The sequence below is a fragment of the Bartonella vaga genome (assembly GCF_037070895.1).
Taxonomy (GTDB): Bacteria; Pseudomonadota; Alphaproteobacteria; order Rhizobiales; family Rhizobiaceae; genus Bartonella.
Genome location: NZ_JAYMZK010000001.1, coordinates 326,301 through 338,311, shown reverse-complemented (window position 1 = coordinate 338,311; position 12,011 = coordinate 326,301). Strand labels below are relative to the sequence as shown.

11 protein-coding genes are annotated in these 12,011 nt (G+C 39.0%); 5 read left to right on the top strand and 6 right to left on the bottom strand.

From position 1 onward, the window contains the following. Positions 1 to 380 precede the first annotated feature (380 nt). On the bottom strand, positions 381 to 1,292 hold the full coding sequence (locus WCP76_RS01410) for an RNA polymerase factor sigma-32 (protein ID WP_336293906.1): 912 nt from the start codon (positions 1,290 to 1,292) through the stop codon (positions 381 to 383). Positions 1,293 to 1,859: 567 nt separating this feature from the next. On the opposite strand from WCP76_RS01410, the gene WCP76_RS01405 reads away from it, so the two are divergent. From WCP76_RS01405 to WCP76_RS01395, 3 genes are all read left to right on the top strand, one after another. Further along, positions 1,860 to 3,425: a hypothetical protein gene (locus WCP76_RS01405; RefSeq protein WP_336293905.1), complete on the top strand. Its 1,566-nt coding sequence runs from the start codon at positions 1,860 to 1,862 to the stop codon at positions 3,423 to 3,425. A gap of 21 nt (positions 3,426 to 3,446) precedes the next feature. Beyond that, entirely contained in the window at positions 3,447 to 3,785 is a 339-nt protein-coding gene (gene fdxA / locus WCP76_RS01400; protein WP_336293904.1) for a ferredoxin FdxA, read from the top strand. Positions 3,786 to 4,091: 306 nt separating this feature from the next. Further along, a complete protein-coding gene (locus tag WCP76_RS01395; RefSeq protein ID WP_336293903.1) occupies positions 4,092 to 4,676 on the top strand; it encodes a CarD family transcriptional regulator in 585 nt (194 codons plus the stop codon). Between the two features lie 510 nt (positions 4,677 to 5,186). Here WCP76_RS01395 and rpmF read toward each other — a convergent pair. Next, on the bottom strand, positions 5,187 to 5,366 hold the full coding sequence (rpmF, locus tag WCP76_RS01390; protein ID WP_336293902.1) for a 50S ribosomal protein L32: 180 nt from the start codon (positions 5,364 to 5,366) through the stop codon (positions 5,187 to 5,189). 282 nt (positions 5,367 to 5,648) lie between these two features. Between rpmF and WCP76_RS01385 the strand changes: the two genes are divergently transcribed. Further along, positions 5,649 to 6,551 carry a polyprenyl synthetase family protein gene (locus WCP76_RS01385; RefSeq protein WP_336293901.1) on the top strand — a complete coding sequence of 301 codons (903 nt, stop codon included), beginning with the start codon at positions 5,649 to 5,651 and terminating at the stop codon, positions 6,549 to 6,551. A 92-nt stretch (positions 6,552 to 6,643) separates the two neighbouring features. Here the strand turns inward: WCP76_RS01385 and ispG are convergent, their stop codons facing one another. Continuing rightward, positions 6,644 to 7,885 carry a flavodoxin-dependent (E)-4-hydroxy-3-methylbut-2-enyl-diphosphate synthase gene (gene ispG, locus WCP76_RS01380; RefSeq protein ID WP_336293899.1) on the bottom strand — a complete coding sequence of 414 codons (1,242 nt, stop codon included), beginning with the start codon at positions 7,883 to 7,885 and terminating at the stop codon, positions 6,644 to 6,646. A gap of 239 nt (positions 7,886 to 8,124) precedes the next feature. Here ispG and WCP76_RS01375 point away from each other — a divergent pair, with 239 nt between their 5' ends. After that, a complete protein-coding gene (locus tag WCP76_RS01375; protein ID WP_336293898.1) occupies positions 8,125 to 8,409 on the top strand; it encodes a hypothetical protein in 285 nt (94 codons plus the stop codon). 480 nt (positions 8,410 to 8,889) lie between these two features. On the opposite strand, the gene WCP76_RS01370 is transcribed toward WCP76_RS01375, so the two are convergent. Genes WCP76_RS01370 through WCP76_RS01360 form a run of 3 tightly spaced genes read right to left on the bottom strand, consistent with a single transcriptional unit; the run spans position 8,890 to position 12,001 of the window. Further along, on the bottom strand, positions 8,890 to 9,897 hold the full coding sequence (locus tag WCP76_RS01370) for an HlyD family secretion protein (protein WP_336293897.1): 1,008 nt from the start codon (positions 9,895 to 9,897) through the stop codon (positions 8,890 to 8,892). Continuing rightward, entirely contained in the window at positions 9,894 to 11,555 is a 1,662-nt protein-coding gene (locus WCP76_RS01365; protein ID WP_336293896.1) for an MFS transporter, read from the bottom strand. Before WCP76_RS01365 ends, WCP76_RS01370 begins: the two co-directional genes overlap by 4 nt. A 35-nt stretch (positions 11,556 to 11,590) precedes the next feature. Continuing rightward, entirely contained in the window at positions 11,591 to 12,001 is a 411-nt protein-coding gene (locus tag WCP76_RS01360; RefSeq protein ID WP_336293895.1) for a F0F1 ATP synthase subunit delta/epsilon, read from the bottom strand. Positions 12,002 to 12,011 lie beyond the last annotated feature (10 nt).

Genomic DNA, 12,011 nt, shown 5'->3' with positions numbered 1-12,011 from the left:
TTCTCGTCCCCTTTTAGGGTTACAGTGAAAAAAGCTAAAACTTTTAAGAATCTGTATTACTCAAGTTGTAGAGGGAGATAGTGTTGCACCACTTGCAAATAAAATGCAAAATACAACAATAAAGGAAAATCCTTTTGCACTCTCCCCAGCCTAAACTTTACACGCATGCATAAACATTAAAATTATTACAGAGCAAGCTCAACCTTCTTCATGATTTTCTATACCCCTGATTCCGCCCTGTTCACTTTATTATACCCTGCACTCTGCAATATTTCCCGCACGGATATAATTGAATTGGAAAGCAACTTCACCGTGCTCTCACACGCCCTCTAATTACCCAACTTTACTTCAGCTTTATTTTGCAAAAAACTTTCCAATTTTTATATATCATAAGCATCTTCTGAATGAACTGTAAGTAATGCAGAGCGCAGCTTTTGCAAAGCTCGAGCTTCAATTTGACGCACCCGCTCTTTTGAGATTCCCAACTTTTCACCCAAAACTTCTAAAGTAGCTCCCTCTTCATTCAAACGACGGAAACGAATAATTTCAAGCTCCCGTTCATTGAGAATTTGTAAAGCATCGTAAAGCCACTGTGTGCGCCGTTGTCCGTCAATGGCTTGCTCAATTAATGCATCAGGAAGAGGACTATCATCCACAAGAACATCCATTTTAGCAACAGAATTATCACTGTTCTCAGAAACAGAAACGCTCAAAGAATTATCAGAACTAGAAAACCGAAAATCCATCGTTTCAACATCACGGACTGAAACGCCGAGCTTTTCAGCGATTGTGCGAAAGACATCTTGTTTTGTTAAACCACTGTTATTTTGTACCAATTTCGCACGCAAACGTCGAAGATTAAAGAAAAGAGCTTTTTGTGAAGAGCTGGTTCCTCCTCGAACGATAGACCAATTTCGTAAAATATAATCTTGGATAGAAGCGCGTATCCACCATGTTGCATAAGTCGAAAAACGCACCTCTCTATCGGGCTCGAAACGTGCCGCAGCTTCCAGCAGTCCGACATAACCTTCTTGTACTAGATCCCCCAACGGCATTTTGAAACGTTTAAAACGGTTAGCAATCGCAATCACCAAACGCATATGAGCCGCTGCAATCTGATGCATAGCGTCATCATCACGTTTATCTTTCCATCGCAAAGCCAAATCATGCTCTTTTTGTCGTTCAAGATAAGGTGCTTGCATAGCAGAACGCATCATATCACGTCCCAAGCTTTTGTCTGCATCGCTATAATTTTTGCTGCTTTTATAAACAGCATTTGAAAGATTACCCATAATAACCCCTTGCGATTAAAATTATAAAAGTTGATTTGCCAACCACATCATCGTTCTCCGTAAAAAAAGAACGTAAAAGTTGTTTATTTTCATAAACACTACTTTAACGTGTATTTTTATAATCGCAATTGTTTTTTTATTGTAATCGCAAAACTTATCGTCATGAGATGCCGTTTCACTTACAAAATGACCATGCCAAGACACCTTTCACCGACAAGAAATTCTCGAGAAAGCTGCTTTTTTTATATTTTCAGGACAGGGAAAAAAATTAAACGATCAGACAAAATATATGCCATTTTGTTTAGTTATCGATTTATCTACCTTTATAAGTGAAGAATTTATTTTGTTCTTCTAACTTTAAAATACAATCAGAACATGTAATAAATATACATTTTTATCCATAATGAATAAAAATAAACACCAAAAGTTGAAAGTGGCAAAAAGAAGGGTCAAAAAACAACAAGAGTGATTGAAGAAAATGCAACAAACGTGTTAAGGGAGCAGTATGATAATGGAATTTTCGAGAATAGGCTTTTTACCAGTATAGCACTGAGAAAGAAAATGATCATGGATAGTAAGATTGTTCAAAAGAATGATACTCTTCAAGATGGTGTTCTTATTGAAAAATATGGAAGTGGAAAATTTGAAGGTTTTCGTTTTTACGCCGACAAGAGCAATACCGATCAAACAGCTGACGCACAAAATCTAGCAGATAATGAAGATTTGATTCTTGCCTTTTCCAAACGTGCAACACGTTTTTGCGCTTGCGCCAATGGAGATCTTGCTCTCAGCTCTGATGGAATTGTGCGATGGATAGGCCAACCTGTAGGGAAACTCGTTGCAACAGAGGATTTTTTTAAGCCGGAACCCATTGTTTTAGCAGATACACAATTAACAGGAGAAGCCCGCGATAACGTAGTGCAACGATTACAGCGTTTTGTTGCTTTTCATTTCGAAACGGCTTTAAAACCACTGTTTGATTTACGCAACGCCGACAGCTTGACAGCTTCAACAAGCAATCTTGCCTTACAACTGGTAAACTCTTTAGGAATTTTACCGCGCCGAGAAATAGCTGAAGTCGTTAAAAATCTTAATCAAGAATCACGCGCAGTACTCCGACAGCTAGGTGTACGTTTTGGAGCTTTCCATATCTATGTCACAGGAATGCTTAAACCGGCTTCAGTTCAAGCCATTACATTACTGTGGAACCTACAAAATGAAGATCAGAACCAAACTGGTTTTGGTGAAATTTTTGCAGCTTTGTCTGCAGGACGAACTTCCTTGGTTATTGATCCTACGTATAATCGCCAATTTTATCATTTAGCTGGTTATCAAATTTTAGGACAGCGCGCTGTACGCATTGATATTTTAGAACGCCTTGCAAACCTTATCCGCGCCGCTCTTCATTGGAAGCAAGGGACAGAACCAAAACCCGATGGAGCTTATGATGGCAAAAGTTTTTTTATCACTCCAACAATGATGTCTATTCTTGGAGCCAGTAGAACCGATTTGGAAAAAATTCTAAAAGGACTTGGTTATCAGTCACACTCCTATAACAGTGCGGTTCTTGAACAAAAACTCCTTCAAAATAAAGAAGCTCCCCTGACAGATATGGCGGCACAAGGTATTCAAGCGGCAGAATGCGTTGGTGATCACTGGCAAACAATAAAAGCCGTAGAAACAACACAAGGAGAGAAAGATTCTGTGGCTACTTATGTTAAAGTACCACAAAATGCAACAGATTGTTTACCAGCAGCTGAACCTGTTGGTAATTTTGCCAAACAAAAACGCGTTGCAATAGAAGAAAAAGTTGTTTTACTTTGGCATTATAACCACCAATTTCACCACAACGCATCTAAAAAGCGTGATAAATCTGGAAACAGGTGGCAAAATAAACCAAAAAATTCTTTTAAAAAAGGGGAAAGCACAAATGGAAAAACCCCTCAAAAATCCACATCACAAACAAAACATTCTTATAAGCAAAACAGCCCCCACACAAAACGCGCAAATAATAAATCATTTCAAAAAGAAAAACGCTTTAATCCTGATTCACCCTTTGCAAAATTAGCTGCGCTACGCGATCAACTCAACAACGATAAAGACGCACATAAACTTTCCTCTAAAGACCATTAGAATAGCAAATGGAGTTTGATTTTGGCTTATGTAGTAACTGACAATTGTATTCATTGTAAATATACAGATTGTGTTGAAGTTTGCCCTGTTGATTGTTTTTATGAAGGTGAAAATATGCTTGTCATTCATCCCGATGAATGCATCGATTGTGGTGTCTGCGAACCAGAATGCCCTGCCGAAGCCATTAAACCTGATACAGAGCCAGGGTTAGAAAAATGGTTAGAGCTTAATCTGCATTATGCAAATAAATGGCCTAATTTAACCGCCCGCAAAGATCCTCTTCCTCAAGCAAAAGAAATGGATGGCGTTTTGAATAAACTAGAAAAGTATTTTTCAGAAAATCCGGGAAATGGACAATAATAACGGTGCAATACACGTAGCACACACCCTAAAAAAATGAGAGCATTCTCTTGTAAAAAGAAAAATTCCTGAGAGAACTGATTGATTAATTTAAATTTTGATGTTAATACTATTTAAATATGATCATCTTTCTAGGTATTTTTCTTTGCTTTATTTTTGTAAAGCAATGTATTTTTGTTGGATTTAAAAGTACTCAGCTTTTATGCTCGCCAAATTTAATATATACTTGGTTAAAGAGCACTCAGCATTCAGGTTATGGCCTGTTTTCCGATACATTTCTTGGTCATTAAGGGAGTAAAATAAAATATGGCATCCCAACACGGAACGTCTTCCAGTGCTAAAGGATTTGCAACCTCTGAATATATTGTCTACCCTACCCACGGAGTAGGGCAGATTATAGCAATTGAAGATCAAGAAGTTGCAGGACATAAATTAAAGCTTTTTGTCATTCATTTTGCAAAAGATAAAATGGACGTTAAAGTACCAATTGCTAAGGCCATTTCTGTTGGAATGCGCAAATTGTCTGCCGTTGATTCTGTTGAACGTGCATTAGAAACCTTGCATGGGAAAGCACGCATTAAACGAGCCATGTGGTCCCGCCGCGCTCAAGAGTATGATGCTAAAATAAATTCTGGAGATCTTATTTGCATTGCTGAAGTGGTGCGTGATCTCTTTCGCTCAAACCTACAGCCCGAGCAATCTTATTCTGAACGTCAACTTTATACCGCTGCACTTGACAGAATGGCACGCGAAATCGCTGTCATTAATAGCCTTTCTGAAACAGAAGCTGTAAATCTTATAGAGATGCATCTCTCAAGAAAATCAAAGCGCGAGTTTAAAGCTAAACGTGATGAAACAAACGCAAACAGTAAAACTGTCTATGCTGCATAATACGCATAATAAATAAGCCAAAATTTTTAATAATAAAACAAAAACAGTGATATGCTGGTTTTTTGCCTACGATTTTTTATACAAAAAAGGAACATTTTATAGGAAGTCCGCCAAGCTCCCCATCCAAAAATATACTTGTGGAGCTGAACAGAGCACGAGTTGCATTATACTCTTACACCTCGTAACAAAATTGATATTCCAGTCTTCCTTCATCTCTCTTTACTCTATGCGCCTTAAGAAGGCTGTAGAGGAGAAAGATACTGTTTACCAACCCTGTTGCATCGATAGCGGTAAAAAACTTTTACCGATACCGCATACAATATATCTTACACAAGTGCACACAGAATCTTTCAAATTATCTGCCAAGATAACAAGTATAAAAGAAGCAAATAACTACGGGGAAAACTATACCCAATCCTCTGTTAAGAGAATAAAAAAGTACGCTTTCCCTGCACACGCGCTTACTTACAAATTAAATGAAGTTCACCATTTATAATAAAGATAAAACTATCAATCCTTCGGCGCCAAAACTGAACGTCCGCGATACATTCCTGTTTTCAAATCAACATGATGAGGACGACGCAACTCACCAGAGTTTTTGTCCTCAATATAAGTCGGCACCTTAAGGGCATCAGCCGAACGGCGCATACCCCGCTTCGATGGAGAAGTTTTTCGTTTAGGTACAGCCATAAAAAGACACTCCAAATCCACAAAAATAGAAAAAGCAATGCCAAAAGTGACAATGCTTGTATCAAAACACCTAAAATTTGATGCACTTATACACTGATTAAAACCTTTTGGCTAGACTTTCATTTAATTTTTTGTTTTGCTTTAATAGGGCTCAACATATAGTGACTATGGGAATTAATTTTTTTATAAAAATCCTATCCAAATTTACTAAAATAAGAAAAAGCCACAGCCTCTATCTTATAAATTTTTAGGTTTTATTTTGCAAAAATAAAGGAAGTAAAAATGCATGAATTTACAACACTTCTTGCAAAATATGCTCACATCGTTGAAAAACGTCTTGATATTCTATTAACTGATCAAGTTCAAAATGGTGAAATTGCCCGTCCTGAAATTTTAATTAAAGCCGTACGTCATGGTGTGTTGAATGGTGGAAAACGCCTGCGTCCTTTTCTTGTTATTCAAAGTGCCGCACTTTTTGATATTCCTGTTGAGCACTCTCTTGAGATCGCATGTGCCTTAGAGTGTGTCCACTGTTATTCGCTCATTCATGATGACCTTCCTGCCATGGATAACGATACACTCCGGCGAGGAAAACCAACCGTTCACGTAGCATTTGATGAAGCAACAGCAATTCTAGCAGGCAACGCTCTCTTGACTTTTGCCTTTGAAATCATTGCACACAAAGCCTGTACATTCCCCTTTGAGACCAGAATAAAGCTGATCACAGTTCTTGCCCAATCCGCAGGATTTGGTGGTATGGTAGGTGGTCAAATACTTGACCTTGAAGCAGAAAAAAGACCACAAGATAGCACCAACATTATCACTCTACAACGAATGAAAACAGCCGCCCTTATAAGCTTTGCTTGCCAAGCAGGAGCAATCATCGGAAATGCTTCTAAAGAATTGACAGAAAAGCTTGCTGCTTTTGGAACATATCTCGGTTTAGCGTTTCAATTAACAGATGACCTTCTGGATGTAACCGCCAGCAGTGAAGCTCTAGGAAAAACCGCCGGTAAGGATAAAAAAGCACAAAAAGCCACTTTTGTGCATCTTTATGGCCTTGAAGAAACACAAAAAAAGCGAAATGAACTTATAGCTAAAGCAGAAGCACTTTTACACCCTTTTGGAACTAAAGCAAAACCACTCCAACAAGCAGCACGCTTTAATGCAACACGTAAAAATTAAAAGTTCACATGTGGCACAAAGCAATAAAACACAAATAGATTGTCACGTAAAATAAAAGATTTTCTTTGCTTCAACTCCATTTAGCGGGTTTTTTAACCTTCCCCAAATCGTGTATGAATATAATCACTTAAGAGCGATTCAAACTCTTCGGCAATATAGTTTCCACGCAAAGTCTTTACCTTCTGCCCCTCAATAAAAACGGGTGCAGCTGGATTTTCACCCATTCCGGGTAAAGAAATTCCAATATCAGCATGTTTTGATTCTCCCGGTCCATTGACGATACACCCCATCACAGCGACCTTCAAACTTTCAACACCAGGGTATTTTTCACGCCAAACAGGCATATTTTTGTATAAATCCGCTTCAATTTTTTGCGCTAATTGCTGAAATACTGTCGAGGTAGTGCGCCCACATCCGGGGCAAGCCGTCACAACAGGCAAGAATTGCCGAAACCCCATCACTTGCAAAAGTTCTTGACCCACCTTCACTTCTCGTGTCCGATCTCCACCAGGTTCAGGTGTTAATGAAATACGGATCGTATCTCCAATTCCTTGCTGTAACAAAATTCCTAAAGCCACGGAAGAAGCAACAACACCCTTTGTTCCCATTCCCGCTTCTGTCAACCCCAAATGGAGTGCATAATCACAGCGCTCTGCCAAAGTACTATAAACAGCAATGAGATCTTGGACATCACTCACTTTAGCAGAAAGAATAATTTTATCACGCCCTAACCCCAGCTCTTCAGCTAAAGCGGCTGAATGCAAAGCCGACTGGACAACAGCTTCCCGCATGACTTCAGCAACAGATAAAGGATTTTTCTGCTTAGCATTTTCATCCATAAGCCGCGTCAACAACACATTATCAAGGGATCCCCAATTCACACCAATGCGAATAGGCTTATTATACCGACAGGCAATCTCTATAATTTCCGCAAACTGACGATCCTTTTTTGCGCCAAAACCAACATTTCCAGGATTGATTCGATATTTTGCAAGAACCTCAGCACATGCAGGATGTTCTGATAAAAGCTTGTGGCCAATATAATGAAAATCTCCCACCAACGGTATAAAAAAACCTAACCGCTCTAATCGCTCTCGTATTTTTGGCACAGCAGCGGCAGCTTCATCACGATCAACGGTAATCCGCACTAATTGCGAACCTGCCTGCCAAAGAGCAGCAATTTGGGCAACAGTTGCATCAACATCAGCAGTATCAGTATTGGTCATCGATTGCACAACAATTGCGTTATGGCCACCAACCACCACATCACCAACTGTAACGGCTACAGAGCGACGACGTTCAAGAGGTTTAGATAAATAATGCATTGTGCTCATCAAGTCCTCAAATTTTCACAACGTACGCTATCGATCATCATTTATGATAACGCTTTCAAAGTACAATTAAAAAAATGAATTAAAGACATTGCCCCATTAAGCCAAAATTTTTTATTTTTAATCCCACAGACTAGCAGCACCATCAATGCAACCTTTCAATTTTCGAGCCGTTATAAAGCAAAACCCAAAACACAATTCCAACTATCGTGAAACAATATAACACATAAAGGAGTCAACAGATGTGTCTATTTTCAACCCGTGCCAAAAATGCTAAAATTAAAAAACGCATCGCACAATTAAAAAGTGAACTTGTCCCCGTAAGTCATTGGCATCCACATAATAACAGCTTTGAAAATATCTCTGATATATTTAACACATTGAAACAAAAAGGCTGCCATGCATTTTACCACATAAACGAGCATACTAAAGAGTTGAAGAAAAAAGCAAAAGAAAACCCTAAAACAAGCCTCGCATTAGCTGCAGGATTAGTTTTAACTGGCTTCTTATTAACACGCAAAAACTAACAACACAGCAATAACTAAACTCTTGAATGCCCACATAAAAGCGGGCATTCTTTTATAGCTAAACAACGTTCCACAACACTATAGCCATTTCAATTTAAAATAAATTTCCTACATGCCCTAAAAGACGAATCTCTCTCTAGCGCTGATTTACAAACAAGCCTCTTATTTCTTTGGATTCTTATTGCTGGCCACTTATATACTTCACTCCATAGGCTCTCAGGGCAAATTCTTCCCTGAAACTTCCTTGACTATTCTATAATTGAGTGAGGCAAAAAAGCTGGAATTCCGATATGGAAGACATAATATCTTTAATATGCATAAATGTATATTATACAGAAATCCTGAAAAACGATGCCTCATGTCATCATAAATAAAAGTTTAAAGAAATGTATCATAACAAACCAAATGAAATCCTCTAAACTGAATACCCACTTTCCATAGGGAAAAGGTAAAAAAATAAAACTCAAAAAACCCAAAGTCTTAACCTCCAGAAATTCCACGCTGGGAAGTATCCACATACGTAACCACAGACATACCAGGAATAAGCTTTTCTGCCCCCTCCTGTCCAGGATCTAAAGCGATACGCACCGAAACACGTTGCGCAATTTTAATGAAATTGCCAATTGAAGTATCCGTTTTTAACAGTGAAAATTCTGAACCTGTCGCAGGTGCAAAACGAACTACACGCCCTGTTAATTTTTTATTGTTCAATGCATCAACTGAAAAAATAACAGGTTGACCGACACGCATTTGAAAAAGTTGCGTTTCCTTATAATTAGCAATAATCCAAATATCATCAGAAATGACCGACACCAATTGCGTACCAGGCACAACATATTGTCCTACCTGCGCGCCAACCAACCCAATATACCCCGTTCTAGGAGATAAAATCTTAGTGCGATCCAGATTGAGCTTGGCCAATTCAACGCTAACCTTTGCTCCAACAACCTCTGATTGTAAATTTTGCCTTTCAAGATCCAATTGTTTTTGCAATTGACGTTTTGTTTCAAGCGCTGCCAACAATTGCGAAAGAGGACGGGAAATGGAACTCGAAGCATCACTAAAGTGTAGCTTCTTGCTTCCAGGAAGAACATTAGAGAATGCTCGTGAACGAGCCAATTCCGCTTCTGCTGTATTAATTTCTCCCTGCAAAATTTGAGCCTGCAAGATAACGCTTGCAAGTTTTGCACCTTTCGAATCTAGAACAGCCTGCGCCCGTGCAAGCTGTTGGCGAAAAAGCGAATCATCAAGCTCAAATAAAAGCATTCCCTTTTCAACCTTCTGATAATCTTGGACATAAATCCGTGCAATTACCCCAGAGATTTGTGAACTGACTAAAGCAACATTGCCCTTAATTGAAGCATTATCAGTTATTTGAATTGCACTGACGAAAGGAGGAAGCCTCCAAGCCCATAAAATCAGTAAAACACCACTAATACCTGAAAGGAATGCAACAACCGTCGCTTTTGAGCGTAATGCTTTTATCATTTTTTGCACTCCTCCTCTATAATAGAGCTCTGCTTTTCAAATGCGCCCCAAAAGCGTGATTTTACGAGTATCTTTGCAAGAAAAATGGCAAACACAACCGTTGCAATATAAAAATAAAGGCGAAAAACATCATCATAAGCAAAAATATTTGCTGTTAACTTAAATTTTTCAATCAACCTCAATACACCTTGCTCACCCCCCACCACATGCGGAATAGAAGAAATATAAGAGGATGAAAATAAGCTATGCCCCTCGCCTGAAATAAGAGGATCTGTGACAGCAATACTTTGTGTTAAAGACTCAAAATTCTTGTGAGCGAACAAAAACTGCAAGCTGCTGAAAAAAGCAAACCCCATCAATCCTCCTGTCACTTGCGTTAACAAGAAAACAGCAATAAAACTTAAAACGTAACGTGGTCCTCGCTCACCAGCTATAACAAATCCCTTAAAAAGAGCAGGAGGCAAAAAAAGTGCATAACTAAAGCTAACCAACCCTTGACTCAACATCATATCTCGCGGATTCGTTAAGTGGTTTACGTGACTATCCAAATAAGCTCCGAGCGCTAAACATCCCAAAGATAAAAGATAAAAATAATCCTCACGCCCAGCGCGTAAAAAAAAGACACAAACTGCTCCTCCTAAAAGAGTGCCCAATATAACCGCAAACTGCATGGGCATCATTTCACGATTTAACAAACCAAAAAGATGAAAAAAGCCTGCGACTAAACTTGATCGCTCTAATAAGAAAACGTGAAAGACTAATAAAATGAAAACAGATTGCACCATCTCTTTACTGAAAAGCCAGCGTAAATCAATTAACGGTTTTTCTCTATTAAGTTCAATAATAGTCGCAATAGTCAAAGAGAAAATAGCAAGCGCAAGCCCCCAACCAACCCACGATGTTTCATACCACCAATACAATATGCCAACAGACATAATCACTGCATTAACCCCAAGACCGAATGCAATTAAACTATAGCTCACCCAATCTAACTTTTGAATAACCTTGCTGCGTACCACAGGGGTCAATGGAAGAGCATATATACATCCCAAACTAATGAGAACCAATCCCATTTCCATCGCTGAAAGACTCGAAAAACCACCACTCTCTAATAAATCAGGCGAAATCAAACGTGATAAAGGTGCTGCTAAAGCCGCGTTCATATAATTTAAGCTAAGACCAATGGTAAACTTCTTTGCTGGGGCAAAAGCCTCCATCATATAAAGAAGCGCAAGTGAAGCCAAAGGCGCAGCAGCAATACCAGCAAAAAAACGAATGATCAGGGCAGAACGTAAATCTGTTACAAATAACTGCAAAACACAAACAAAGACAAAACCAAGGATTGATAACTCAGCAAAAGCACGGAGCCCAAACTGGTAGCGGATTTTGATCAACATGATCGCAACACTCACATTCGGTGCCATATAGGCGGCAACCAGCCATGTAGTTTCTGTCAGAGTTGCATGAAAGTCGCCCGTAAGATAGAAAATGTTAGATTGAACAATATTGGCTCCTAAACCATAAGCCCATTGCAAAACAAAAGATGCAAAAATATAAACAAAGCATTTTGGCAAAGGCCCTGCAAAAATAACACCAGGATGAGGAAAAGGCTTCCCTCCTCTTTTAGCAGACACAACCGTACTCTTTTTTCCGTTCATGTCAGCCTTTTCCCGTACAATCCGTTATGCCTCTACTAAACTAACCCAACATCATCAACTATCAATTGATGAAAAAAATCTTCCACCTTACGATTTCTCTCATCACTTGAAGCCCCTTCTAACGTGGCTCGAACTTGCAAAATCTGCTGTTCCAACACTTCAAAAGAAAGATGCTCAACGGCAACGACTTTCTCTACCAAAAGAGAGCATCCTGAAAAGGTAATATTAGCAACACCTCCGCAAACAGCAAATAGTTTTTCCCCTGAAGAAGTATAAACACGAACACTCCCCAAAACAATACCTGCCACCAAAGGTGCATGATGCGCCATAACTGTCAAAGCACCTGACGTTGAAGGAAGAACAACAGATGTCACCTGGTCTGAAAATACAATCTTTTCAGGCGACACAAACTCAAACAAAAAATGCTTTTCTCTATCGTTTTCCACAAGAATCTCC

Bases quoted from the DNA above. Each gene is read 5' to 3' on its own strand.
- WCP76_RS01405 (WP_336293905.1), top strand. From the start codon at position 1,860: ATGGATAGTAAGATTGTTCAAAAGAATGATACTCTTCAAGATGGTGTT.
- WCP76_RS01370 (WP_336293897.1), bottom strand. From the start codon at position 9,897: ATGATAAAAGCATTACGCTCAAAAGCGACGGTTGTTGCATTCCTTTCA.
- WCP76_RS01375 (WP_336293898.1), top strand. From the start codon at position 8,125: ATGTGTCTATTTTCAACCCGTGCCAAAAATGCTAAAATTAAAAAACGC.
- WCP76_RS01410 (WP_336293906.1), bottom strand. From the start codon at position 1,292: ATGGGTAATCTTTCAAATGCTGTTTATAAAAGCAGCAAAAATTATAGC.
- WCP76_RS01395 (WP_336293903.1), top strand. From the start codon at position 4,092: ATGGCATCCCAACACGGAACGTCTTCCAGTGCTAAAGGATTTGCAACC.
- rpmF (WP_336293902.1), bottom strand. From the start codon at position 5,366: ATGGCTGTACCTAAACGAAAAACTTCTCCATCGAAGCGGGGTATGCGC.
- WCP76_RS01385 (WP_336293901.1), top strand. From the start codon at position 5,649: ATGCATGAATTTACAACACTTCTTGCAAAATATGCTCACATCGTTGAA.
- WCP76_RS01365 (WP_336293896.1), bottom strand. From the start codon at position 11,555: ATGAACGGAAAAAAGAGTACGGTTGTGTCTGCTAAAAGAGGAGGGAAG.
- ispG (WP_336293899.1), bottom strand. From the start codon at position 7,885: ATGAGCACAATGCATTATTTATCTAAACCTCTTGAACGTCGTCGCTCT.